This window comes from Eubacterium album (genome assembly GCF_025336545.1).
GTDB classification, from domain to species: Bacteria; Bacillota; Clostridia; order Lachnospirales; family Lachnospiraceae; genus Eubacterium_U; species Eubacterium_U album.
The window spans coordinates 59,340-83,720 of the sequence record NZ_JAODBU010000008.1 but is presented as its reverse complement, the minus strand read 5'-3'; the positions used below and the strand labels follow the sequence as shown (position 1 = coordinate 83,720).

Sequence of the window (24,381 nt, the reverse complement as noted above, 5' to 3'; positions counted from 1 at the left end):
ATGAAAAATACATTATTATATTATCAGTAACTTTAAAATTTCGATATACGAAAGGAATTTCAAATTATGGCATTTGACGGAATAACTGTTGCTGCTTTGGCACAGGAATTTAAAAATAAATTTACAGATGGAAGACTGTATAAAATTGCCCAGACAGAAAATGACGAGCTCACATTAACTATTAAAAATGGCAAAGCTCAATACAAACTTTTAATTTCAGCTAATGCAAGCCTTCCATTAACATACATAACTGAAGAATCTAAACCTAGTCCAATGACAGCTCCTAACTTTTGTATGTTACTCAGAAAACATATAAATAATGGACGAATCATAAACATTACACAGCCGGGACTTGAACGAATCCTGGATTTTGAAATACAGCATTTAGATGATTTAGGAGACATAAGACAAAAGCATTTAATTGTCGAACTAATGGGCAAACACAGCAATATTATTTTCTGTGATGAAAATAATATGATATTAGACAGCATAAAACATGTATCAGCCGTTATGAGTTCTGTAAGACAGGTTCTCCCCGGAAAAGACTATTTCATTCCTGATACAATGGATAAATTTGACCCATTATCAGTTTCAAAAGAAGAATTCTTTAACACAGTATTCTCTAAACCGATTAATCTTTCAAAAGCAATTTACACTTCCTTTACCGGAATTAGTCCAACTATTGCTGAAAGCATATGTTATGCTGCAAAATTTGATTCATCAATTCCTGCAAACGTATTAGAACATGGGAATCAAAACTTAATCTGGATTCAATTTTATGAATTAATGAACAAAATTAAAAAAGGTGAATTTACACCTGTTATATATGAAAAAGATGATTTACCTGTAGATTTTTCAGCTGTACGTCTTTCTACTCATTCAGACTGTAATGAAATTATTTACGACGACATGAGTTCTTTGTTAAGGAACTATTATGCCAAGAAAAATTTGCATACACGTATGAGGCAAAAATCTTCTGACTTAAGGCGTGTCGTAACAAACGCATTAGAAAAAGACAGAAAAAAATTTGCTATTCAGGAAAAGCAAATGAAAGATACATTAAAAAAAGATAAATATAAAGTATATGGTGAATTACTTACAACTTATGGTTATTCAATTGAACCCGGCGCCAAGAAATTCGATACAATTAATTTTTATACTAATGAGCCAATATCAATTCCGCTTGACCCTACTATTTCACCAATTGAAAATGCGAAAAAATTCTTTGACAAATACGCAAAATTAAAACGTACTAATGAAGCATTATCAGATATTATTATAGAGACAAAAAAATCTATTGATTACCTTGAAACTGTCAGTGCTTCAATTGATATTGCTACAAGCGAAAATGACTTAAAAGCGATTAAGGATGAATTAATTCAGACCGGATATATTAAATTTAAGCGAACAGGAAAAAAAGAAAAAATAGTAAATAAGCCTTTACATTTCATTTCCTCTGATGGATTTCATATGTATGTTGGAAAAAACAACATTCAAAATGAAAACCTTACATTTAAAGTTGCAAACGGTAATGACTGGTGGTTCCATAGCAAAACCTTCCCGGGTTCTCACGTAATTGTCAAATGTGAGGGTAAGGAATTACCTGACGCTACATTTGAAGAGGCTGCAAGACTTGCTGCTCATTTTTCTAAGGGATGTAATCAGGATAAAGTCGAAATTGATTACATTCAAAGAAAACAGGTAAAAAAAGTTGCCGGTGCTATGCCAGGATTTGTTATTTACCATACAAACTATTCTATGGCAATCACTCCTGATATAACAGGTATACAGGAGATTATTTAATATGTACATTTTCCGCCATCAAAAAAGATGGCGGATTTTTTTAATTTGATAAATTTAATTTAAAACATGTTTTTATTAAAGTATTTTTACTACTTTATTTGTATACTAAATTAACTTTACTACTGAAATATAGATTTTACTGACTGAATTTCCTGTTCTGATGCCTGTGCTGCCGGAACATAATAATTCTTTGCTGTAGCAATCTGTGCTAACTGTTCCTGTGACATTTCACATTTATTTCTCATCTCTTTTAATGTCTGTTTTAATTCTTTATTTTCCGTCTGAGGAATCATATTCCCAAACTTCTCAATCTCAGAATTAATTCCTTCTAATGAATCAATAACCATATATTTTTCCTGCATTTTATTACTTCTCCTATCCTAAAAATTTCATTAATTTTTCTTTATTTTGTGTTGCTGAATTAACGCCATCTTCAAAAAATTTTTTTACTTCAGGATCAGTAGCTTCTTTTGCATAACATGACATCTTTTCACCACATGTTTCATATCCTGTAATTAAATGTCTTAAATTCTGTAAATCAAGTTCTGATAAATTACTCATATTGTACCTCCTAATTATCATTACCTAATTTAGTATTTCTTCTTTTAAATTATTTATTCGTAATTTTTTAACATCAAAAAATTTCTATAAAAACTTGGAGTCCTATGCTTGATATATGAGCAAAATTTTTTATAAATACTCGAATTTCTACACTTGACATAGGCCCAAAAAATTTCTATAAAATCTGGATTTCCATGCTTAATAAAGAACAAAAAATTTCTATAAACATTTGGACCACCCATGTTTAAAAAAAATCCAAAAAAAGAAAAGACTGCATAAGCAATCTTTCCTTCTATATCATATATATTCATTAATATCGTTTAAAACTTTTTTGAATATATTATCCTATTAAATTGTCATATAAATTCTTATACTTTTCCGCTGAAGTTTTCCATGAGAAATCGACTTTCATTCCTCTTTCTACAATCTTATTCCAATCCCTCTTTTTATCATAGAATACTTTTTCAGCATATCTTATTGTTCCTAACATCTCATGAGCATTGTAATTTGCAAATGAAAATCCTGTTCCTGTTCCCTCAAATTCATTATATGGTTCAACAGTATCTTTTAATCCACCTGTTTCTCTTACAATAGGTACTGTTCCATATCTTAAACTCATTAACTGACTTAATCCACATGGTTCAAATAATGAAGGCATAAGGAACGCATCACATGCTGCGTATATTTTATGAGACATTGCTTCAGAATAGTAAATATTTGCTGAAACTGACTGTCCGTATTTCCAATCAAAATGTCTGAACATATTTTCGTAACGGTCTTCACCTGTTCCAAGAACAACAAACTGAATTGCATCTGAACAAAGTTCATCCATTATGTATGCAACTAAATCCAAACCTTTCTGATCTGTCAAACGGCTTACTAAACCAATCATCATCTTCTTAGGGTCTACTTCTAATCCTAATTCTTTTTGTAAAGCAACTTTATTCTTTACTTTTTCTTTTCTGAAATTAGCTACACTGTAATTCTTTGCTATATTCTCATCTGTTTCCGGATTATATTCATCATAATCTATACCGTTAACAATACCTGACAGGCAATTAGACCTTGCTCTAAGCAAGCCGTCTAACCCTTCGCCATAGAAAGGCATCTTTATTTCTTCTGCATATGTATCACTTACTGTTGTAACCCAGTCTGCATATACTATTCCACCCTTTAAATAATTACCATTATCATAGTCTTTTAATTTATCCGATGTGAAATAATAATCTGATAGTCCTGCAATATCTTTAATTGTGTTAATATCCCAAACACCTTGGAATTTCAAGTTATGTATTGTCATAATTGACTTAATGCCTTGATAGAACTCGCTATACGCAAAACTATCTTTGAGATATACAGGTATAAGTCCTGTATGCCAGTCATGACAATGTATAATATCAGGTCTAAATCCAATAACAGGAAGTGCTGACAATACTGCTCTTGAGAAAAAAGCAAATTTTTCGAGGTCATATCTTACATCTCCATAAGGCTTTGGTCCTGAGAAATAATATTCATTATCAATAAAGTAATATGTTACTCCATCAAGTTCCATCTGCAAAATTCCGACGTATTGACGTCTCCAACATAAGTCCATATAAAAATGGTCTACATACTGCATTTTGCTTTTCCATTTTTCATCAATGCACATATATTTTGGAATAATAACACGTACATCATATTCTTTTTTATCAAACCACTTAGGTAACGAACCTACTACATCTGCAAGCCCGCCAGTCTTAATGAAGGGTACAGATTCCGATGCCGCAAATAATATTTTCTTCATATCTAGAACCTCCTGTACATATAGATTTTCTCTTATTATCTAGTATATAGTATTTTGTGACTATTTTAAAGTACAACTATCTACATTTATATTCAATTCTTATCTTATCAGCAATTAATGCTATAAATTCTGAATTTGTCGGTTTACCTTTTTCTGCATTTATTGTATATCCGAACAATTCATCAATTGTATCCATTTTTCCTCTGTTCCATGCAACTTCAATGGCATGTCTTATTGCTCTTTCAACTCTACTTGGTGTAGTCTGGAATTTCTTTGCAATTGATGGGTAAAGAATTTTTGTTATGGAATTTAACATTTCATTATCGTTAACGGACATTATAATCGCTTCCCTCAAATACTGATACCCTTTAATATGCGCTGGAACTCCAACATCATGAATAATATTAGTAACGTCGCTTTCAATATTTCTCTCCATAAATTTCTGCATATCTTCAAGTGGAGCAATTATCTTTTTATTTTCTGGAATTTTTTTCCCGTTAATTCCTTTTGCACTTTTTACCCTGTCTACAATCATATCCATTTCAAAAGGCTTTAACATATAATATCCCGCTCCATAATTAAATGAATCCTGAATAACCGCTTCATTGCTTATTGCAGAAGTTATTATAAAAAAAGGCATCCTTATCATAGTTCCGTCTTTATGTATCTTATCCATCAAAGAAAGACCGTCCATTTTAGGCATAATCAAATCAAGTAATACTACATCAGGACTGGTCCCCTTAATCAAATCAAATGCTTCTTCTCCATTTTTTGCTCTGCCAATTACATTTATTTCATCATCTGAGCCTAAATACTCATCCATCATTTCAACCATTTTATCGTTATCATCTACTATTGCTACCCTAATCTTATCCATATATATTCTCCTAATACATTATTGTTTAGAATGACTTAATCACAGCGCCACGAATTATCTGTTCATTCAACAAGATAAATTATAATTAGTTATTAAACGCGATTCAACTTAAACAAATCGCAATATTCGACTGTATATGACATTGTGGTTTACATATCTGGATTTAATTTTTATATAACGATTATTTATGTCAATAAACGATAAACAAAATGTCGAAACAGGTTTACAAAAGTCAAAAACTTTATTCGTTTATATAGACTTCAAATTCCTCTTCATCAGCAATAAGTATTTTATATCCGCTGTGTAATACAACAGGTACCTTTGGTTTAAGTAAGATTCCATTTACCTTAGTTCCATTAGTTGAATCGTTGTCAGCAATAATATATTTTCCATCCTTATATACTAAAATAGTGTGAATTTTGGAAATATATGATTCGTTAATTTCAATATCCGTTCCCACTCTACCAATAGTAAACGGCCATTTATTAACTACATATCTTTCGCCATTGTGTACTAAAACAAAGTCATCAATTTCAGCCTTAACTTCTGTTTTTCTTATCGGATTATCATCAACTTTCTTTATTAATGGCATTGATTTTGTAAACGGATTTATAACCAATCCATCGATGTCATCTCTTTCATTCATAAGATTATAACATACTCTTGACTGAACTCTTATCAATGAAAAGTGTTCTGCATAATCATCCGGTATCTGATCAAAAGAAGTAAATATAGGTAACATTCTTTTTCTTTCAGAATCTTTAACTACATCTGTTTTCAGAATTACTTTTTCTAAAAATTCCCCATCTGTTTGAGCTTTCTTAAAATCAACATCTGCAGCTAAAATTACTTCTGCACTCTGTAATAACTTAACAATGCTTTTTTTGTAAATTGCCTTATCAGTTTTTCTGTTATACTTCTTTAACAAGTCCTCCATTTCCTTAATTATTTCAAAATTACTCATTTCACTAATATTTTCTGATCGTCTTGAAGCCATTTGTCTCTCCTTTGTAATTTATACTTATGAATAATTATACCATATTTATGACAATTTATATTAAAAAAATGTTTTTTATTCAATGAAATTATTGAATCATGTTACTTATAAGGCTTCCATACCCTTGATGTGGGTCATTTATAAGCACATGAGTAACCGCACCTATTAGTTTATCGTTCTGAATAATTGGTGCTCCACTCATCCCCTGAATTATGCCATTTGTTTTACTTAAAAGTTTCTTGTCTACAACCTCAATCACGAGATTTTTGTTCTGATTTGCCCTCCTTCTAACTCTATTAATATTAATATCATACTCGTTATATCTACCATCCTTATAAATTATAATTTTTGCTTTTCCACATTTTACTTCATCTGTTTTAGCAACTGAAACCTCTTTAAATTTTTCTACTTCAATTTTATTTAAATCAACATTGCCAAACAATCCTGTTTCACAATTTTTTGTAATTGTACCAACCTTATTTTCTTCGTTATAATCTATGCTTCCACAAAATCCTCCCGGTTCTCCTATTTTTCCTTTTTTAATCCCCCATATATTTGCATAATAAAGATTTCCTGAAAATGAAGTAACCATATCTCCTGTATCTAAATCACTTATGCCGTGTCCTAATGCCCCAAAAATTCCATTTGAAGTAACAAAAGTAATAGTTCCTAATCCCTGTGTATCGTCTCTAACCCAAAGTCCAATTTTGTATATTCCATTTTTGTTCTTCACAGGTTTTACTTTTTCTGTTATTTCTTCATCATTTCTTTTTATAGTAAGTTCTATTGTTTCCCCATTGCTTTTTTCGACTAAATCAATTACTTCCTGTTTTGAATCTACTTTTTTTCCATTTACTTTTACAATATAATCGCCTTTTTTTACTTTATTTTTCAATGGTGTAACCTTGTTGCCATCTATGCTTTCAAAACCTGCATAATCTATAATCATTATTCCATCTGTGTGAAGATATAAACCTACAGGCATTCCACATGCATATATTTTAGTATCACTTCCATTTATCTGAGCGCTGGCACTTTTTACATCATACTCATAATTAATTCCACTATCGTAATCTTTTGAAGAATTGTAAGCTGCCGTAAGTTCCTTAGGAATATTTTTTTCTATATATTCTTTACCTGTTACAAACACCATAATCGACCCTATAATTATGGAAACTATCAGATATCTTTTATAAATTTTAGCTCTACGTGTATTTTTATTTATTTGTTTCATACTCATTTATCCTCCTATTCTCCTTCTTTTTAACAAATATAAGAAAGCATTTATTTGTTACTTTCTGATTATTTTTTGTGATATACACCAATTCAGCATAAAATATACTTTATTATTATTTACGCAAATAAAAAAAGAAGGAATATTTTATTCCTTCTTAGTTTATGTAGTAATATAACTTTAAAACTGACCTAATTTTGCACGTTCTGCCATTTCTTTCATTTCTGTAGCATGTTTTATAGCTGTCTCGGTAATTTCTCCTCCACTGCTAATTCTTACCAGCTCTTTTATCGAATCTTCTCTTGATAATCTATATATATTCGTTTCAGTTGACTCATCATCAGTATTTTTTTCAATTAGATAATGTGAATCTGCCATAGCCGCAATCTGAGCTAAATGCGAAATACAAATAACCTGATGTTCCTTACTTATGCACATCAATTTATCCGCTACCATCTGTGCAGTTTTTCCACTAATTCCTGTATCAATTTCGTCAAAAATCATTGTATCAATTTCATCTTCACCGGCAAGTATTGATTTAATAGCAAGCATTATTCTTGACAACTCACCTCCGGAAGCGACCTTTGCTAAAGATTTTACTTCTTCTCCCGGATTTGTAGAAATTAAAAATTCAACTTCGTCCTGTCCATTAGCTGATACATTTTCTTTTTTCGATACATTAATTTTAAATTTAACAGATAAAAAATTCAAATCTTCAAGAGCCTTAACAACCGTTTCTTCAAGTTTTATAGCATATTTTTTACGAAGAGACGAAAGTTTATCACATAATACAACTAACTCGCTCATCTCTTTATCTAATTTTGTTTTTGTCTCTTCTCTCATCAAATTATAATTATTTAAACTATCCAAATATGCCTGCTTTTCACCTTTATAAGCTAATATTTTTTCAATTGACTGTCCATATTTTAATTTTAAATGATTAATAAGATTCAATCTTTCTTCAACTTCAGCAACTCTTTGAGGCTCATAATTTACTTCATCTATATAATCTGATATTTCTCTGGCAAGTCCTTTGCACATATCATCTATATCATATATCTGTTTTTGTAAATCCGATAATTTAGAATCTATATCTGATATTTCCGATAAATCATATCCAACACGACTTATACACTCACACACACCCTGATTACCTTCATATCCCATAATCTGATATGCATCCGAAAGCGAAGACATAATCTTTTCAGAACCTGATAATTTTTTAAACTCATTCTCTACTTCATCATCTTCACCTAAACTTAAATTGGCTGCTTCAATTTCATTAATTTCAAATTCGGCAAATTCACATTCTCTAAGCCTTTTTGTTTCGTCCATATCAAATTTGTCTAATTCTTTTTTAATTTCAATATATTGACTGTATTTGTCGTAAATAGTATTTTTTAGTTCTTTTACCTCTTCACCTGCATATTTATCTAAAATCTGAAGATGAGTGTTTTTATAAAGTAAAGACTGATGATCCTGCTGACCATGTATATCTATTAGTAAATCCATTACACTTTTTAAAGTTGTAAGGCTAACAGTTTCTCCATTTATTTTAGACACACTTCTACCATGGGTTATTTTTCTAGAAACCACTATTATATTTTCATCTTCCGGATAAACATCGTATTGTTCTAACTTTTCTTTCAATCTTGAATCAATGCAAAACGTTAATTCAACAAGTGCATATTCTGCACCTTTTCTAATAATGTCTTTTTCAACTTTTTTACCTAAAGCAATATTCACTGAACCAAGAATTAACGATTTTCCTGCTCCGGTTTCCCCTGTCAAAACTACAAGACCATTTGTAAAATCAACATCAACTTCTTTTATTAATGCTAAATTTTTTACATGTAAATTAAGTAACATATTTCCTCCTAGCCTGCACATCTCTCCAAATTCACAGGTTAATTAGCCATTATATAATAAAACTTTCTAAATGTTTTTTTACATTTTCAGTATCGTGTGCATCTCTTATCGCACACATAATTGTATCATCTCCAGCAATACATCCTGCAACTTCCTTCATATTAATTGCATCAATAGCAGCAGCTACAGCCATTGCCATCCCTGCAACAGTTCGTACTACCAAAAGATTTCCTGCACATGTCATGGAAAGTATTCCATCTTTTAAAACCCTTATATATTTGCTGTTAATAGTCATGTTTTTACTGTGAGGTAATACATATTTTTGTTTTCCACCATTAATAGATACCTTAGTAAGGTTAAGTTCTCTTATATCTCTTGAAACAGTTGCCTGCGTTACGGCATAACCCTCATCAACAAGACATTTTGCCAATTCTTCCTGTGTTTCAATGTCTTTTTCAGTTATTAACTCTACAATTTTTCGCTGTCTTTGAACTTTCACTATTTATCTCCCATTTTTTTCTTTACTGTCTGTAAAAAACTGCTATCATCAAGCTTCACTAATTTTGTTGAAACCTGAGACTTTTCAATTGCTATAACATCTCCTGATTCAACCTCAACTATATTATCACCGTCAAAAGAAATTCTTCTAAATTCTCCTTTTGGGTTCTTACATGTACCTATTGTAACTTCTATCTTATCTTCATCTGATAACACTATACTTCTCTGTCCTATTGAGTGAGCACAAATTGGTGTAAGAATAATTAAATTTGAATTAGGTCTTGCAATAGGTCCTCCTGCCGATAAATTATAAGCCGTAGACCCTGTAGGTGTTGATAAAATTATGCCATCAGCCTGAAATTTACCAAGTAACTGATTATTTACATGAACATAAAAATCAGAAATTCTAATGTCTGCACCTCTATGAATTACAATATCATTTAATACAGATGCTGAATATATTTCTTTATCATTTCTTATTATTGTTCCCTTCAACATCATTCGTGATTCAATTTTAAAATCATCCATAAGCAATCTATATAATGCATCTTCTATATCTTCAACACTGACTTCTGCTAAAAAACCTAAAGTTCCTTTATTAATCCCCAAAAACACAATATCTTTTGACATCAAATCCTGTGCTGCCTGTAAAAGCGTTCCATCACCACCAATTGTAATGACACACTCAAGATTTTCAGGCATCTTATCCGGATTTGTGTAATTGTATTTTTCATCTGTTAAATCTGAATTTTCAGAAATAAAGCACGTTCCGCCTTTTTCAGTAATAAAGCCTTCGATTTTTTTTGATAAAACATAATCTTTATCTTTATTATTATTTGTAATTATGCAAAAATTTTTCATTTATTTACTCCAAATTTATTTGTCCAATTCCTTATGGGAATTTTCAACTACATCTTTAACGGTAATTTCGACATCTTCTTCATTTTCATTTAATTTTTTCTTTAAATACAATAAATATTCAATATTACCTTCCGGTCCTTTTACAGGGGAAAAATCTAAATTTAAAATTTTAAAATTAATACTTTTTGCATACTCTATTACATTATTTATTACTTCGATATGTACATTTTTATCTCGAACAACACCTTTTTTCCCTACTTTTTCTCTTCCTGCTTCAAACTGAGGCTTTATTAAACATACTATTTCACCATCATCAGTTAAAAGTTCTCTTACAGGCAGTAAAACTTTTGTCAAAGATATAAATGATACATCTATCGATGCAAATTCTATAACATCATCTATATCATCTCTTGTAACATATCTTATATTTGTTTTATCCATGCATACAACTCTTTCATCCTGAACAAGTTTCCATGCAAGCTGACCATGTCCAACATCAACAGAATAAACTTTTACAGCCCCATTTTGAAGCATGCAGTCTGTAAAGCCACCTGTAGAAGCCCCTACATCCATACATATTTTTTTATCTAAAGTAACTCCAAACTTGTCCATTGCTTTTTCAAGTTTAAGTCCTCCACGGCTAACATATTTCAAGGTTTTACCACGAACTTCAATATTAACTGTATCTTTAAAAAATGTACCGGCTTTATCTTCTCTTTCATTATCGACAAAAACAATTCCACTCATTATAATTGCCTTTGCCTTTTCTCTTGATTCTGCTAAACCTCTTTTAACTAATAAAACATCTAATCTTTCTTTCATTTTATGAAATTTAAAATCCTTTCACATATACTGTCTGCATCTAACTGCAATTTTTTTCTCAATTCTTCTACAGTTCCCTGCTCTACAAATTCATCCTCTATAGCTAAATTCATAACATCATTTTTATAGTTTTTGTCAGCCATATAAGATATAACTGCTTCGCCATAACCACCATGTCTTATTCCTTCTTCTATAGTAACTATATATTTATATTTTTTAGCTATAGAATCTATCATTTCTTTATCAAACGGTTTTAAAAATAGTGCATTAATAAGAGTTGGTTTATACCCTTTAGCATTAAGACTTTTCACTGCATTATACGTTTCTTCAATAATATTTCCAACCGCAATTATTGCAACGTGTTTTCCTTCTATTAACGTTTCGCTTTTGCCCATAACAAGTTCATTATTCAAATTTTCAAATACATTACTTGCTTTACCTCTCGAAAATCTAATTGCTATCGGTCCATTATATTTTTGAGCAAATTCCAATGCTTTTTCTAATTCTCTTCCATTTTTAGGAGCAATTATGGTCATGTTAGGAATATTTGAGAAAAATGATATATCAAATATTCCCTGATGAGTTTCACCGTCTTTTCCAACCAACCCTGCTCTGTCGACAATGAATGTAACCGGTAAGTTTTGCAAACATACATCATGTATTATCTGATCATATGCCCTTTGATAAAACGATGAATAAATTGATATAAACGGTTTCTTGCCATTTGCTGCTAAACCGGCTGCAAAAGTAACAGCATGTTCTTCTGCTATTCCTACATCAAAAAATTTATCCGGATATTTATCACCAAATTTTTTCAAGCCTGTTCCATCCGGCATTGCAGCAGTTATTGCAACTATATTTTTATTTTCATTGCCTAATTCTAATATCTTATCTGAAAATATATCTGTATATGTTTTTACATTGCTCTCATTAATTTTTTCACCTGTTTTAACATCAAATGAATCAATTCCATGAAATTTAGTAGGATTATTTTCTGCCGGCAAATAGCCTTTTCCTTTTTTGGTAAGTACATGAATTAATACAGGATGTTCAATTTTTAATGCATCCTCTGTAATTCTAATTAGTTCATCTATATTATGTCCATCTACAGGTCCTATATAAGTTACACCCATATCGTCAAAAAATTTGGCATGTACAAAGAACTGTTTAAAGTTATCCTTAACCCTTTTTACTCCGGCACTTAAATTATCACCAATTTTTGGAATACCTTTAAGTAAATGTTCAACGTCAACTTTAAATTCATTATAATGTTCGCCAACTCGTATTTTATTTAAGTATTTTGACATTCCACCTACATTTTCAGCTATAGACATATTATTGTCATTTAAAATAATAACAAAATTTCTTTTTAATGCAGCAACATTATTTAAAGCCTCAAAAGCAAGTCCACCTGTAAGTGCACCGTCTCCGATTACAGCTACTACCTTGTCATCATTACCATTTAATTTATTTGCTGTTGCAATTCCTAATGCAGCTGAAATTGATGTTGAACTATGTCCTGTATCAAATGAATCCGCTTCACTTTCATTTCTCTTTGGAAATCCACTTAATCCTTCAAAGCATCTTAATGTAGTAAAATCATCTTTTCTGCCCGTAAGAATTTTATGTGTATATGCCTGATGTCCTACATCCCACACTATCTTATCCTTAGGAAGATTTAAAACAAGATGCAATGCCATCGTCAACTCTACTACTCCTAAATTAGAAGCTAAATGTCCACCTGTCTTACTTACATTTTCTACAAGAAAATTTCTTATCTCCTGAGCCAAAACCGGATACTTATCGTGTGGTATCTTTTTTATATCATTTATATTGTTTATTTCATCTAAGTATACATATTTGCTCATATCTATTTCTTTCTGTTTATCAATTCATTAATAAGATTATTCAAGAACTCGTTTTTATAATTTAATTCATCTAATAAATTTAATGCATCATTAGAATAATCTTCAACTTTTTTCTTTGCGTCATCAATTCCCATTAAAGTCACATAAGTTGTTTTGTGATTCTTCTCATCGCTAAGAACCGGTTTTCCTAATTCTTCAGTTGTACTTGTAACGTCTAAAATATCATCCTGAATCTGAAATGCAAGTCCCACATTTCTTGCAATCTGTTCCATTTTTTTGATATCATCATCGGTTGCATTTCCGAGTATTGCACCTGTCATCATAGACGCCTCTATTAAAGCTGAAGTTTTCAACTTATATATAAAATTAATAGTATATATATTCATTGGTCTGTCTTCATTTAAAACATCTACTGTCTGTCCGCCAATCATCCCATAAACACCTGCTTTTTTAGCGATTGTGCTCATGGCTTTTGCCATTTTTTCAGGCTGCTTGCTGTTAACAACAGCTTCAGACATAATTTCAAAAGCATAATTTAACAAGGCATCTCCTGCTAAAATAGCCATATCCTCACCAAACGCTATATGTGTTGTCTTTTTTCCACGTCTGTATTCGTCATTATCCATTGCCGGAAGATCATCATGCACCAATGAATATGTATGAATCATTTCCATTGCAGCCATAAACGGATACGCTTCTTCATCATTTCCACCAAATAGTCTGCATGATTCTAAAATAAGCATTGGACGAAGGCGCTTTCCTCCAGCTTCAACACTATAATTCATTGCTTCAAAAATTATTTTCTGAAGTCCTTCTTCTTTAGGGCAATACTGTTTAATAATATCTTCAATTTTGGAAATTTCAGTTTTTTTCTGTTCAGCATAATTATTCATCTTCACTACCACCTTCAATCACTTTCATTTCCTTTTCAACTTTATCTATCTTATCATTACAGTCTTTTATTAATTTTAATCCTTTTGAATATAAATCAAAAGATGTTTCTAATGTAACATCTTCTGACTCCATTTTTTCAATTATTTCTTCGAGTTTAGTAAAATTTTCTTCGATTGTACTTGCCTTACTCATTTATAAACTCCCTTTTTCAATTTTTTCTACGACACTTGTTACTTTTCCATCTTTAAGATTTAACAATACCTTTTCTCCTACATCAATCTGTCCGACAGAAGTAATAGTATGCAAATTATCATCAGTTATATACGCATATCCATTAGATAATTTATTTAATGGTGATAAACCATTTAAACGTTCTGCTAAAATTCCCAAAGTATGTTTATCATTTGTTAATTTATTTTTAAATAAATTCTCCATTTTAGTAAAAAGTTCATCTACGTATTGTTTCTTTGTTAACAGTTGATTTTTAGGACTTACATAATTTACTCTTGCCTCATAATTTTTAACTAAAATTCTATTCTTTTGAATTTCTCTTTCAAGTTTATTTTCAAGAGTTCTTTTATATTGGAATAACTTATTTTTAAATTCATTGTAATCAAAAACAGCTAATTCTGCAGCTGCTGATGGTGTTGGTGCTCGCAAATCAGCTACATAATCAGCTATTGTAGTATCTGTTTCATGCCCAACAGCTGATATTACCGGCGTTTTCATATTAAAAATTGTTCTTGCAACTGCTTCTTCATTAAACGCCCATAAATCTTCTATAGAACCACCACCACGTCCTACAATTATAACATCCATGTCCATTTCATCTAAATACCTAAGTCCTTGTACAATGCTTGCAACTGCATTCTCGCCTTGTACGATTGCCGGATATAAATATAATTGAACATATGGATTACGTCTTGAAGATATATTTCTTATATCCTGAATAGCTGCTCCTGTACTTGCTGTGCATATTCCGATTTTTGTGGCATATTTAGGAATAGGCTGTTTGTACATAATGTCAAACATGCCCATTTCTTCTAACTCTTTCTTTAATTCTTCGTATTTCTGATAAAGTTGTCCTGCTCCATCTAGCATTATCTGTTTTGCATATACCTGATATGATCCACTTTTTTCATATACTGAAACACTTCCAAGAACAATAACATCTTGTCCTTCTTTTAATGTAAAATTAAGTCCGCCTCTGTTACCTGCAAACATTACACCGGAAATAACACCACCTTTATCTTTTAGCGAAAAATAAATATGACCTGACATATGATATTTACAATTACTTACTTCACCTTTTATATATATACTGTTCAAAACAAAATCCTGAGTAAACATATTTTTAATGTAAGAGTTTACCTGAGATACTGAATATACTGATTTCATTATTTACTCCTGAAATAACTTAGCTAAAATTCCATTAATAAATGCAGGTGCATTATCACTTCCATATTTCTTTGCTAATATAACAGCCTGATCAACTGCAACTTTTCCCGGAACTTCATCATCCATAGCCATTTCATAATATGCAAGTCTTAATATAGACAATTCAACTTTTCCCATTCTGTCAGTCTTCCAACCTACTGCGACTTCATCAATTGCTTTATCAATTTCAGGAATTGCATCAATTATTTTGTTAACTCTCTCTACTATATATTCTTTATCTTCAAATGGAATTAATTCTTCTACACTATCTTCACTAATAATCTTATTAGTCTTTTCTCTTTCTTCATCTTCTAAGGATTCCATGTAAAGTTTATATTGTTCTCCCATATCTTCTTTACTATGAAATTCTTTACAAAAAAGTAATTTAAATGTGTTTTCTCTTATTTCCGTTCTATTCATATCTGCCTCCTAAGTTTTAATTACTAAGCGAATATTTTCATAACCCAACTAGTATATCTATATAAATCAAAGTATATCTATATAAATCATATCATGTCATACAATCATCAATCTATATCCCAAAAAAGGGTGTCATAAATGACACCCGCTTTTAAGGTATTATTATTTTACTTCTACACTTGCGATGTTGACATTGACTACATCGACATTCAATCCTGTCATATTCTCTACAGAGCTTTTAACCTTACTCTGAACTGCTTTAGAAGCTTCTAAAATATTTGTTCCATATTCCAGGTTTAATGATAAGTCGATAACCATGCTGTTTTCTGATACTGTAACCTTTACTCCCTTTGAAAGTTTTTTCATTCCGAGTTTAGCAACTATATCAGCTGTTATATTGCCTGCCATTGAAGCTACTCCTTCAACTTCCATTGCTGCAACAGCTGCAATCACTGCGATTACATCATCATTGATTTCAACTTCTCCAACTTCTCCACCTTCATATATAGTATAAGTAGTTCTCTTTTCTTCCATTTAAAGCCTCCTAATTATTTCATCTTTGTGCTTGTCACGTATAAGTATATCATTGCGGCAGTATTTTTACAACTTAATTTACTTACTTATGCGCAGGGGTTATTACAATTTTATCTGCGCTAATATCTGTTTTTCTTTTAATCGTTTCCTCTATTTGTGCCCTCTTCTGGTCTGTTATTTCCTGTTCATCTATAATTACATCTACCTGGTTATCCGAAAGCGTTACAATTACATTTGAAAAGCCTTTTGCCTCAAGCAATGTTTCTATTGTATTTTCCAACTCACTACTTTTGGTAATCTCAACCATTGCTTCTACTGCACTTGTTTTTTCTTTTTCACTTACTGTTTCGTCATTTATAACTTTTAATAATGTTTCTTTGTTTTTTGAGCGGATTTGTTCTCTGTCTATACGTGCCTGAATGATAAAATCCGTAAGCTTCGAACTGGTCATTACAGCTTCTCCCGGCTGAAGTGTTGTTTCTTCCACTGCTTCACCTGTTTCATTTTCATCGAGGCTTGCAATTTCTCCATTACTTAATATGTCATCAGTTCCATATGTAGACTCATATATTTCATTTGTAACTTCTTTGTTTTTGTTATTAAAATTTGCATCCGTATACTTAAGGTATCCTGCAATTACAATTAGTATTGCCAAAACTGTTACTATTATCTGATTCTTTTTAAATATTTTTTTCATGATTCCTCCTATCATTTCATTTCTGTTACCGATATTTTATGTGATTCAATATCAAATAATGCCTGAATTATACTAATAATATTATTTTTTATTTCACTATCAAAATTTCCTTTGATACACACTGCCACACCTTCAACCTGCGGATATAATTCTTTGACTACATATGGCTGTTCTCCATTCTCTCCATCTACTATTACTGTGTTGTTTTTTTTACTTTCTTTGCCCGTTTTGTTTGTTTCCCTTTCATCATTTTCAACAACAACTTCATTGTCTTCTTTAACGATTCTTTCTTCTGATGATTTTAAAGTAATCATCACTTTTGCCTTATTCACCCCCTTTATGTTTTTAACAAGTTCTTCAACTTCTTTTTCAATCTCATCTTTATATTCGTATTTCTGATTAAATGTATTTTTTTCTTCATACTGACTATACCTTGCTTTATTTTCATTTACTTCATCTTTTTTTAAATAAGAACTTGCAATCAATAATACTCCTGCTATTCCAAGCATTATCCATTTTGTAAGTCCTATTTTTTTTATATTTTCATACAACTGCGAAAATAAATCATCTTTCAAAGTTCTCTCCTTCTAGAATTCTTTCATAAATTTTTGTTTCCATTTCATTTATTTTTTCATCAACCTGTAAATCATTATTTAATTCAAATGAAACATCATCCACTTTGTCATTAATTTCATTTAACAAAAAATCAAAATTTAAAATAGGTTTTAGAATAACTATTATAAGTAATATTCCAATTAAAACTTTTATGTATTTTTTATAGTTTATGTTTGGCATAAAATCTAAAATCAGATTTGCAAAAAGACTAAAAAAAACTATCCCTTTTATATATCCTGCTAATTCTTCAAACATCCTTATCCTCCATTGCCGGTAGAAATACAAATTATTGCAATTGTAATAATAAATAAAAAACCAACAACACTTATCCCTCTGTTTAATAGTTTTATTCCTTCACTTGTCTGCTTAATACAATTCAATATTCTTTTATCTGCAATTGGTTGTAATACTGCACCACTTATCTGAACTACAGCTGAATATGCAGTCATTTTCACCATTGGAACAATGCACACAAATACAATCAATATTATTGCAAGAACCCCGATACTGTTTTTTATTATTCCTACTGAACTCAATATTATCTGTGCTACTGCGTCAGTCCCATTTCCAACTATCGGTACATTTGAAATAATTTTCTTTGCTATATTATTTTTTGCTAAATCTGTTGTCGGCAGAATCAGACTTTGAATTAAATTAAGTCCGGTAACTGTCCCTAATATAAACTTATAAATAAAATTAATTGCTTTTTTTATCAAATCTGCCATACCTGACAAAAGATCTTCTTTTGAAATTGAATTAACCATGGATATTGCCATATATACTTTAAGCATAGGAAATACAATATTCAATATGACATCCTCTATTACTGCTATAAGTGTCATAATAAGACTATTGAAACCAAGTGCTGTTGCCTGACTTGTAATTCCCACCGCCAGCAAATATGTAGGAATTATTGCACCCATAAGCTGTAATATAAACAAAACAAGTTTTTCTCCAATTTCCATTGCAATTTGAAAAATATACATTAGTGTAGAAATCTGCAAAACATAGCAAGCATAAAATGCCATTTCATTAACGCCATTTTTAGATGATGAATACGAGAAATTAACAATCAATGCCGCAAATACTGTTGTAAATATGATAGTAATTATTACCTGTTTTATATCATTAAACTGATTTTCCAATTTATCTCTTACATTATCGATAATTATATTTACCGCAGCCATTACATTTCCCTTAGAAATTTCCTGTAACAGTTCATCTATATCAATGGAATACTTTTCACTCTGCATAACATTTTGTGTTTCTTTTAAATCGAAATCATCAAGTGTAATATATGTATTTGATTCAAATTCATTTGCATAAACGCTTTTACAGCAAATTATTCCTACAATTATTGAAACTAATATTATTCTTTTCATAACAGCAACCCATTTATACAATTAATTAACGATTCTAATATTGGAACACTTACTACAAGAATTGTAATTTTCCCATAAATTTGGATTTGATTTGACAATGCGCTATATCCGCTATCTTTAGCAATATCTGATACAAACTCGGCAATGTAAGATATTCCCATTATTTTGAGAAGAATTATAATTCGCTCGTCATTTATACCGGTATCATTAATTATTTTTTTCAATATTTCAACAACTTTAATTATTCCTGAAATAGAATAAAAAAATATAATTACACAGCCGACAATCATAATTACAACACTATATTCACTTTTAATATTTTTTAACTGCAGGGTCAGAATAACTATTATTATTCCTAAAACTCCAACGGTAAACATTTATAATTCGAACAGGTTTTTTATAGTATTAAAAAGCTCATATATATAAGGAATTATCCACATAAGAACCAGTATTAATCCTGCAAGACTTGTTAAAAAAGCCTGTTCCTCCCTTCCGCTGTGTTTTAATATTTGTCCTATTACTGAAACAATTATTCCAACTGCAGCAATTTTAAAAATTATACTTATATCCATAGCATCACCATTAAATTATCGTTATAACAATAAGTAAACCAAACATCGTGGCTACTGTTTTATAAAGTCTACATTTCTCATCCTTTTCTTTTTCAAGCTTGTCTATTTGCAATTGGATTTTTTCTAAATATAGATTCATATTATTTATCTGAGTATCCTTGTCCGTTATTCCAAGCAAATTTCCCATATCCTTTAAATCATTTAAATCAGATGCTTCAAGACTGGTTTTCGTCTTAATTTCTTTTTCTACATTTTCGCACCATACATCTGTTATTTCTCTTTCAGTATTTCCATTCAAATCCTTAACTACACTTTCCAAAAACTCCTTTATAAATTCTTTGGAATTTTTGGATATTTTTGTAAAAACATAATCCAGATTCGAATTGTTATATTTAATTTCTCCACAAATAAAAATAATTGTTTTCTTTATTTCCTCAAGCTGCCTTAGTCGATTTAAATAATTCGAACTAATCTCTTTGCCCGACATGCAACCCGCTACAATTAAAAATGCTGCTCCAATAAACTTTATATACATTCATATTCTCCAATCTCTTCTATATAAATATATTTTTTAAACAAATCCTTATATTTTGTCACTTTTTCATTTACATTGCTACCATGTGCTGTAGCAATAACACCAACCCCACTTTGCTTAGCAAAATATAAACCTTCTATATCTTCTTTATTTCCAATCTCATCAACAGCAATTATGTCGGGAGCCATTGCACGTATTGCCATGACTATTCCATCTTTTTTCTCAAATGCAGTCATAACATCTGTTCTTATTCCCAAATCATTTGTAGTCATTCCTTTATAACTTGCCGCAATTTCGCTTCGCTCATCAATTACAGATATATTGAACTTACCTTTATCACTTAAAAGCCTTATAATGTCCCTAAGTAATGTTGTTTTTCCTTTTCCGGGCTCTGATATAATTAAAGTATTTTTAAATATGTTATTTTTATATAATTTTTCATATAAATCGTTTGCACATCCAATAATTTCTTTTGCAGACCTGAAATTTAAATACGATACATTATTTATATATTTAATTTCATTATTTTCATAAACTGCTTCACCACAAATTCCAATTCGATGCCCACCTTTTACGGTAATAAATCCTTTTTTTATTGAATTTTCATATGCGTATGTAGAGAATTCCGTAATTATGTTAAATATCCGATTCATATCTGTATTTTCAATTTTAATTTCATCGATTACATATTCTTTTTTTATTGTCCTAACGCAAATCGGTTTATTTACCCTTATTCTAATTTCCAATATTTGCTCTATATCAGGCACTTTATTTTTTATTTCTAAGGCTATTTTTTGTGGCAAATACTCTAATACATTCTTTCTTTCATTTCCCATATTGAATTATATGAGGACATGCCACAATTATGCTATTTACTTTTTTTAATTTGGACTTTAAAATGGATTTATGTTATATATATATAAATTTATTTTTTGCATCTGATTAGTATAATCCTTTATTAGGATTACATTTATTACTTGCAATGGAATGGAGATTTTTATGAAAAAAAAGTTTTTAAAAACATTATGTTTAACAGCACTTGGAATTTTTATATGTTCCACTATAACAATGGCTGAGGAAATTACTACTTCTGCAGTTATACCTGAAACATCAACAACGGTTATTTCAACTACAGACACTACTGTAGCATCTACTACAAATACACCTACAGACACTACTATAGTTAAGAAAAAGCCTAAAATTAAATCTACGATAAAAAAAATTTCACTTAACAAAACTGTTTTAAGATTAAACAAAAAGGATTCCCGTAGTCTTAAAGCACTTTATACTGACAAGAAAAAAGAAGGCATAATCTGGGTTAGCAAAAATCCATCTATTGCTAAAGTCAACAAAAAAGGCATTGTTACAGGAAAGAAAAAGGGCACTACATATGTTTACTGTATGTCTAAGTCCAAAAAAGTTAAAGCCAAATGCAAGGTTGTTGTCGGAAATTTTAAATATATGGCTGTAACATTTGATGACGGTCCAAGTCCATACACAAAAAAATTAGTTGATTCGCTAAAAAAATATAATTATAATTCAACATTTTTTGTTGTTGGTCAGTATGTAACTGCTAAAAAATCTGTTTTAAAAGAATCTTTTAACAACGGAAATGAAATCGGAAGTCATTCATATGACCATGCTAAATTAACCAGTTTATCAGAATCAGATATTAAATCTGAATTTAACAAAACTAAATCTGTGGTTAAATCTGCAATCGGAATCTATCCTACACTTATAAGACCTCCATATGGAAGTTTTAATGACACTGTATCAAAACTTGCAGATGTTCCTATGATTTACTGGTCTGTAGATACTCTGGACTGGAAAAATAGAAATGTTAACTATGTATATAAAGAAATTATTAAAAGCGCTGACAAAGGAGAAATAATTCTTCTTCACGACTCACATCCTACATCTGTAGACGGATTCATTAAAGCTTTGCCTGAATTAAACAAAAAAGGCTATGAACTTGTAACTGTCAGTGAATTATTCAAATTAAATAAAAAGAACTTAAAACCCGGAACAATGTATTATAATTGCTATTAAATTAAATATTGCATCATTTATCTTGTTATATTTTCTAAACTAAACAAGTACCCTCTAGAGATTGTTTCATATTATACGATTTGAAACGTGCGTCGCAGGGCGTACAATTAACAAAATGCGTAGTGCTTAATTTACACTACGCATTTTTATAATCTATAAATTAATTTGTCTAATCTGAGAGTCTAATCTGATAACAATAAACTTAATTTGTACTGAAATGAATCAATCTGATAACAATAAACTTAATTTGTACTGAAATGAATCAATCTGACTATTCTGAATATTTAAAGCTTCATTTATTGAATAGTCTATAAGCTTATCATCTTTTATAGCAACAATTCTGTTCTTATTGCCATTCACCAATATTTCCACGGCATAAGCCCCCATTAATGAACCATACATTCTATCCTTAGCTGATGGTTGTCCACCACGCTGGATATATCCTAATACTGAGACTCTTGATTCAATACCCGTTTTTTTCTTTATTAAATCAGCAAGTTCATTGGCATCTGTTACTCCTTCAGCAACCACAACTAAATAACTGTTTCTTCCATCTTCATGTCGTCTCTTTATCGCATCTGTTACATTATTATAATTGCCATCCCATTTTTCAGGTAAAATAATAGCATCGGCTGATGTTGCCATTCCTGCCCACAAAGCGATATATCCGCGTTTTCTTCCCATTACTTCTACAACGCTACATCTACCATGCGAAATAGATGAATCGCGGATTTTATCAATTGCTTCTGTCGCAGTATTTGCAGCAGTATCAAATCCTAACGTATATTCACTACATGAAACATCTCTATCAATTGTTCCTGGAATACAAGCAATGTTTATTCCTTCTTTTTCAAAATCAATTGCACCCCTTAAAGTTCCATCTCCGCCGATTGCCACAACAGCATCAACATTATTTTTTCTCAAATTATCTGCGGCCTGTTTTCTAAATTTTTCATCTAAAAATCTTTCGCTTCTGCTTGTGTATAAAATTGTGCCTCCCCGATTGTTTATATTTCTAACATCATCAGGCTCTAATTTTATAGTTTCCCAATCTATAAGTCCTTCGTATCCTCTAAAAATTCCAACTACTTCTATTCCAAAACGCGCCGCACTAAATACAACTGCTCTTATAGCTGAATTCATTCCCGGTGCATCTCCTCCACTTGTTAAAACTGCAATTTTTTTAATTTCACTCATTTTATTTTTCTCCTCTAAATTAACTATATTACGTATACATTCTCTTCATATATTATCCTATTTTTCACTATCTATTATTAGTACTAAGCATAAAAAAGCTCTTGCATTTTATATCTATTAATGCAAGAGCTTTTATTTTATATTTATTCTTCATATATACTCTGATATATATTCTCAATAAGTTCATCTATCAATGCCTCATCAGCATCCTCAAATTCATGCATCAATATGTTTTTTATTACCTCAGCACGGTTGAAAAATAATATTTCTACATGATCATCCTGTGGTACTTCTTTATCAATTATTTCTTTTGTTATGTTTTCTTTTGCAAATTGATTAATTTTATTTATAAGTTTATCCTCAATGTCAGCCTCAATTTTAACTTTTTTAGCATGCATAAATGATACAATTCCGGCAGCAAGGAATATTATAAACATTCCTCCTAAAACAGAATTAAACAACCATTTAGTCTGACTTGATATTGGAAATTTAATAACATTAATCCATTGAAGAATCATAACAAAAAGTCCAACTCCACCAACTAAAATCAATGTATATGCTGATGACTTTACATCTTCATATTTATCTGATAATTTCTGATATGTCTTTGCAGAACTCATAAATCTGCTTTCTTCATCTTCTTTGTCAACTGATACATTTCCATCCTCTAAAGATTCATATGTTTCGCCTAAATTAGCATTCTCTAATTCAGCATTAATTATATTCTCATTATCCATAATTTCTTCATCAGACTCATTAGTTATATCATCTAAGTTGTCTACTAAATCGCAACCACATTCGTTGCATTTTTTTATTCCATCTACAAATTCGTATTTACATTTTGGGCAAAATGGCATTTACATTTCCTCCGTATAC

Annotated in this window: 28 protein-coding genes; 2 read left to right on the top strand and 26 right to left on the bottom strand. The window is 30.5% G+C overall.

What is annotated here, in order from left to right; genetic code table 11:
- Positions 1–66: 66 nt before the first annotated feature.
- The gene (locus N5B56_RS09195; RefSeq protein ID WP_022089037.1) at positions 67–1,803 is read left to right on the top strand and encodes an Rqc2 family fibronectin-binding protein; all 1,737 of its coding nucleotides are present in this window, start codon (positions 67–69) and stop codon (positions 1,801–1,803) included.
- A gap of 119 nt (positions 1,804–1,922) precedes the next feature.
- Here N5B56_RS09195 and N5B56_RS09190 read toward each other — a convergent pair whose 3' ends face one another.
- The 24 genes from N5B56_RS09190 to N5B56_RS09075 all read right to left on the bottom strand — a co-directional run bounded on the left by N5B56_RS09190 (position 1,923) and on the right by N5B56_RS09075 (position 21,095).
- Entirely contained in the window at positions 1,923–2,165 is a 243-nt protein-coding gene (locus N5B56_RS09190) for a spore coat protein (RefSeq protein WP_022089036.1), read from the bottom strand.
- A 13-nt stretch (positions 2,166–2,178) separates the two neighbouring features.
- Entirely contained in the window at positions 2,179–2,364 is a 186-nt protein-coding gene (locus N5B56_RS09185; RefSeq protein ID WP_022089035.1) for a hypothetical protein, read from the bottom strand.
- A 340-nt stretch (positions 2,365–2,704) separates the two neighbouring features.
- On the bottom strand, positions 2,705–4,147 hold the full coding sequence (glgA, locus tag N5B56_RS09180; RefSeq protein WP_118565130.1) for a glycogen synthase GlgA: 1,443 nt from the start codon (positions 4,145–4,147) through the stop codon (positions 2,705–2,707).
- A gap of 76 nt (positions 4,148–4,223) precedes the next feature.
- A complete protein-coding gene (gene spo0A, locus N5B56_RS09175; RefSeq protein ID WP_022089033.1) occupies positions 4,224–5,024 on the bottom strand; it encodes a sporulation transcription factor Spo0A in 801 nt (266 codons plus the stop codon).
- A 241-nt stretch (positions 5,025–5,265) separates the two neighbouring features.
- Positions 5,266–6,021: an FHA domain-containing protein gene (locus N5B56_RS09170; protein WP_022089032.1), complete on the bottom strand. Its 756-nt coding sequence runs from the start codon at positions 6,019–6,021 to the stop codon at positions 5,266–5,268.
- Positions 6,022–6,109: 88 nt separating this feature from the next.
- Positions 6,110–7,261: a SpoIVB peptidase gene (spoIVB, locus tag N5B56_RS09165; RefSeq protein ID WP_260978787.1), complete on the bottom strand. Its 1,152-nt coding sequence runs from the start codon at positions 7,259–7,261 to the stop codon at positions 6,110–6,112.
- A 174-nt stretch (positions 7,262–7,435) separates the two neighbouring features.
- A complete protein-coding gene (recN, locus tag N5B56_RS09160; RefSeq protein WP_260978786.1) occupies positions 7,436–9,124 on the bottom strand; it encodes a DNA repair protein RecN in 1,689 nt (562 codons plus the stop codon).
- Positions 9,125–9,173: 49 nt separating this feature from the next.
- Entirely contained in the window at positions 9,174–9,623 is a 450-nt protein-coding gene (argR, locus tag N5B56_RS09155; RefSeq protein WP_117910192.1) for an arginine repressor, read from the bottom strand.
- A complete protein-coding gene (locus N5B56_RS09150; RefSeq protein ID WP_022089028.1) occupies positions 9,623–10,483 on the bottom strand; it encodes an NAD(+)/NADH kinase in 861 nt (286 codons plus the stop codon). Before N5B56_RS09150 ends, argR begins: the two co-directional genes overlap by 1 nt.
- Before the next feature lie 15 nt (positions 10,484–10,498).
- On the bottom strand, positions 10,499–11,305 hold the full coding sequence (locus N5B56_RS09145; RefSeq protein WP_022089027.1) for a TlyA family RNA methyltransferase: 807 nt from the start codon (positions 11,303–11,305) through the stop codon (positions 10,499–10,501).
- Positions 11,302–13,173, bottom strand: a complete 1,872-nt coding sequence (gene dxs, locus N5B56_RS09140) for a 1-deoxy-D-xylulose-5-phosphate synthase (protein ID WP_260978785.1) — start codon at positions 13,171–13,173, stop codon at positions 11,302–11,304. Before dxs ends, N5B56_RS09145 begins: the two co-directional genes overlap by 4 nt.
- Before the next feature lie 2 nt (positions 13,174–13,175).
- Entirely contained in the window at positions 13,176–14,066 is an 891-nt protein-coding gene (locus N5B56_RS09135) for a polyprenyl synthetase family protein (RefSeq protein ID WP_118565136.1), read from the bottom strand.
- Positions 14,059–14,259 (bottom strand): exodeoxyribonuclease VII small subunit, encoded by a 201-nt coding sequence (gene xseB, locus N5B56_RS09130; protein ID WP_022089024.1) that lies wholly within the window; start codon positions 14,257–14,259, stop codon positions 14,059–14,061. The genes N5B56_RS09135 and xseB overlap by 8 nt, the downstream gene beginning before the upstream one ends.
- Positions 14,260–15,465 (bottom strand): exodeoxyribonuclease VII large subunit, encoded by a 1,206-nt coding sequence (gene xseA / locus N5B56_RS09125; RefSeq protein WP_260978784.1) that lies wholly within the window; start codon positions 15,463–15,465, stop codon positions 14,260–14,262. It lies immediately after the preceding gene.
- A gap of 3 nt (positions 15,466–15,468) precedes the next feature.
- Positions 15,469–15,924: a transcription antitermination factor NusB gene (gene nusB, locus N5B56_RS09120; protein WP_260978783.1), complete on the bottom strand. Its 456-nt coding sequence runs from the start codon at positions 15,922–15,924 to the stop codon at positions 15,469–15,471.
- Between the two features lie 162 nt (positions 15,925–16,086).
- Positions 16,087–16,458 (bottom strand): Asp23/Gls24 family envelope stress response protein, encoded by a 372-nt coding sequence (locus tag N5B56_RS09115; protein WP_022089021.1) that lies wholly within the window; start codon positions 16,456–16,458, stop codon positions 16,087–16,089.
- Positions 16,459–16,540: 82 nt separating this feature from the next.
- Positions 16,541–17,155, bottom strand: a complete 615-nt coding sequence (locus tag N5B56_RS09110; protein WP_260978782.1) for a SpoIIIAH-like family protein — start codon at positions 17,153–17,155, stop codon at positions 16,541–16,543.
- A gap of 11 nt (positions 17,156–17,166) precedes the next feature.
- Entirely contained in the window at positions 17,167–17,730 is a 564-nt protein-coding gene (locus N5B56_RS09105; protein WP_022089019.1) for a stage III sporulation protein AG, read from the bottom strand.
- The gene (locus N5B56_RS09100; RefSeq protein ID WP_022089018.1) at positions 17,720–18,025 is read right to left on the bottom strand and encodes a stage III sporulation protein AF; all 306 of its coding nucleotides are present in this window, start codon (positions 18,023–18,025) and stop codon (positions 17,720–17,722) included. The genes N5B56_RS09105 and N5B56_RS09100 overlap by 11 nt, the downstream gene beginning before the upstream one ends.
- A 2-nt stretch (positions 18,026–18,027) precedes the next feature.
- Positions 18,028–19,152 carry a stage III sporulation protein AE gene (locus N5B56_RS09095; RefSeq protein WP_117910189.1) on the bottom strand — a complete coding sequence of 375 codons (1,125 nt, stop codon included), beginning with the start codon at positions 19,150–19,152 and terminating at the stop codon, positions 18,028–18,030.
- Positions 19,149–19,529 (bottom strand): SpoIIIAC/SpoIIIAD family protein, encoded by a 381-nt coding sequence (locus tag N5B56_RS09090; RefSeq protein WP_117910188.1) that lies wholly within the window; start codon positions 19,527–19,529, stop codon positions 19,149–19,151. The genes N5B56_RS09095 and N5B56_RS09090 overlap by 4 nt, the downstream gene beginning before the upstream one ends.
- A complete protein-coding gene (gene spoIIIAC, locus N5B56_RS09085) occupies positions 19,530–19,724 on the bottom strand; it encodes a stage III sporulation protein AC (RefSeq protein ID WP_117910187.1) in 195 nt (64 codons plus the stop codon). It lies immediately after the preceding gene.
- Between the two features lie 10 nt (positions 19,725–19,734).
- Positions 19,735–20,259 carry a stage III sporulation protein AB gene (locus N5B56_RS09080; RefSeq protein WP_260978781.1) on the bottom strand — a complete coding sequence of 175 codons (525 nt, stop codon included), beginning with the start codon at positions 20,257–20,259 and terminating at the stop codon, positions 19,735–19,737.
- Positions 20,250–21,095, bottom strand: a complete 846-nt coding sequence (locus N5B56_RS09075; protein ID WP_260978780.1) for an ATPase, T2SS/T4P/T4SS family — start codon at positions 21,093–21,095, stop codon at positions 20,250–20,252. Before N5B56_RS09075 ends, N5B56_RS09080 begins: the two co-directional genes overlap by 10 nt.
- Positions 21,096–21,258: 163 nt before the next feature.
- On the opposite strand from N5B56_RS09075, the gene N5B56_RS09070 reads away from it, so the two are divergent.
- Positions 21,259–22,308: a polysaccharide deacetylase family protein gene (locus N5B56_RS09070; protein WP_260978779.1), complete on the top strand. Its 1,050-nt coding sequence runs from the start codon at positions 21,259–21,261 to the stop codon at positions 22,306–22,308.
- 222 nt (positions 22,309–22,530) lie between these two features.
- Here N5B56_RS09070 and N5B56_RS09065 read toward each other — a convergent pair whose 3' ends face one another.
- On the bottom strand, positions 22,531–23,505 hold the full coding sequence (locus N5B56_RS09065; RefSeq protein WP_117910183.1) for an ATP-dependent 6-phosphofructokinase: 975 nt from the start codon (positions 23,503–23,505) through the stop codon (positions 22,531–22,533).
- 143 nt (positions 23,506–23,648) lie between these two features.
- Positions 23,649–24,362, bottom strand: a complete 714-nt coding sequence (locus tag N5B56_RS09060; protein ID WP_022089010.1) for a hypothetical protein — start codon at positions 24,360–24,362, stop codon at positions 23,649–23,651.
- Between the last annotated feature and the right edge of the window lie 19 nt (positions 24,363–24,381).

Coding starts and splice junctions, on each gene's coding strand:
- N5B56_RS09195 (WP_022089037.1), top strand. CDS start 67: ATGGCATTTGACGGAATAACTGTTGCTGCTTTGGCACAGGAATTTAAA.
- N5B56_RS09190 (WP_022089036.1), bottom strand. CDS start 2,165: ATGCAGGAAAAATATATGGTTATTGATTCATTAGAAGGAATTAATTCT.
- N5B56_RS09185 (WP_022089035.1), bottom strand. CDS start 2,364: ATGAGTAATTTATCAGAACTTGATTTACAGAATTTAAGACATTTAATT.
- glgA (WP_118565130.1), bottom strand. CDS start 4,147: ATGAAGAAAATATTATTTGCGGCATCGGAATCTGTACCCTTCATTAAG.
- spo0A (WP_022089033.1), bottom strand. CDS start 5,024: ATGGATAAGATTAGGGTAGCAATAGTAGATGATAACGATAAAATGGTT.
- N5B56_RS09170 (WP_022089032.1), bottom strand. CDS start 6,021: ATGGCTTCAAGACGATCAGAAAATATTAGTGAAATGAGTAATTTTGAA.
- spoIVB (WP_260978787.1), bottom strand. CDS start 7,261: ATGAGTATGAAACAAATAAATAAAAATACACGTAGAGCTAAAATTTAT.
- recN (WP_260978786.1), bottom strand. CDS start 9,124: ATGTTACTTAATTTACATGTAAAAAATTTAGCATTAATAAAAGAAGTT.
- N5B56_RS09150 (WP_022089028.1), bottom strand. CDS start 10,483: ATGAAAAATTTTTGCATAATTACAAATAATAATAAAGATAAAGATTAT.
- N5B56_RS09145 (WP_022089027.1), bottom strand. CDS start 11,305: ATGAAAGAAAGATTAGATGTTTTATTAGTTAAAAGAGGTTTAGCAGAA.
- dxs (WP_260978785.1), bottom strand. CDS start 13,173: ATGAGCAAATATGTATACTTAGATGAAATAAACAATATAAATGATATA.
- N5B56_RS09135 (WP_118565136.1), bottom strand. CDS start 14,066: ATGAATAATTATGCTGAACAGAAAAAAACTGAAATTTCCAAAATTGAA.
- xseB (WP_022089024.1), bottom strand. CDS start 14,259: ATGAGTAAGGCAAGTACAATCGAAGAAAATTTTACTAAACTCGAAGAA.
- xseA (WP_260978784.1), bottom strand. CDS start 15,465: ATGAAATCAGTATATTCAGTATCTCAGGTAAACTCTTACATTAAAAAT.
- nusB (WP_260978783.1), bottom strand. CDS start 15,924: ATGAATAGAACGGAAATAAGAGAAAACACATTTAAATTACTTTTTTGT.
- N5B56_RS09115 (WP_022089021.1), bottom strand. CDS start 16,458: ATGGAAGAAAAGAGAACTACTTATACTATATATGAAGGTGGAGAAGTT.
- N5B56_RS09110 (WP_260978782.1), bottom strand. CDS start 17,155: ATGAAAAAAATATTTAAAAAGAATCAGATAATAGTAACAGTTTTGGCA.
- N5B56_RS09100 (WP_022089018.1), bottom strand. CDS start 18,025: ATGTTTGAAGAATTAGCAGGATATATAAAAGGGATAGTTTTTTTTAGT.
- N5B56_RS09095 (WP_117910189.1), bottom strand. CDS start 19,152: ATGAAAAGAATAATATTAGTTTCAATAATTGTAGGAATAATTTGCTGT.
- N5B56_RS09090 (WP_117910188.1), bottom strand. CDS start 19,529: ATGTTTACCGTTGGAGTTTTAGGAATAATAATAGTTATTCTGACCCTG.
- spoIIIAC (WP_117910187.1), bottom strand. CDS start 19,724: ATGGATATAAGTATAATTTTTAAAATTGCTGCAGTTGGAATAATTGTT.
- N5B56_RS09080 (WP_260978781.1), bottom strand. CDS start 20,259: ATGTATATAAAGTTTATTGGAGCAGCATTTTTAATTGTAGCGGGTTGC.
- N5B56_RS09075 (WP_260978780.1), bottom strand. CDS start 21,095: ATGGGAAATGAAAGAAAGAATGTATTAGAGTATTTGCCACAAAAAATA.
- N5B56_RS09070 (WP_260978779.1), top strand. CDS start 21,259: ATGAAAAAAAAGTTTTTAAAAACATTATGTTTAACAGCACTTGGAATT.
- N5B56_RS09065 (WP_117910183.1), bottom strand. CDS start 23,505: ATGAGTGAAATTAAAAAAATTGCAGTTTTAACAAGTGGAGGAGATGCA.
- N5B56_RS09060 (WP_022089010.1), bottom strand. CDS start 24,362: ATGCCATTTTGCCCAAAATGTAAATACGAATTTGTAGATGGAATAAAA.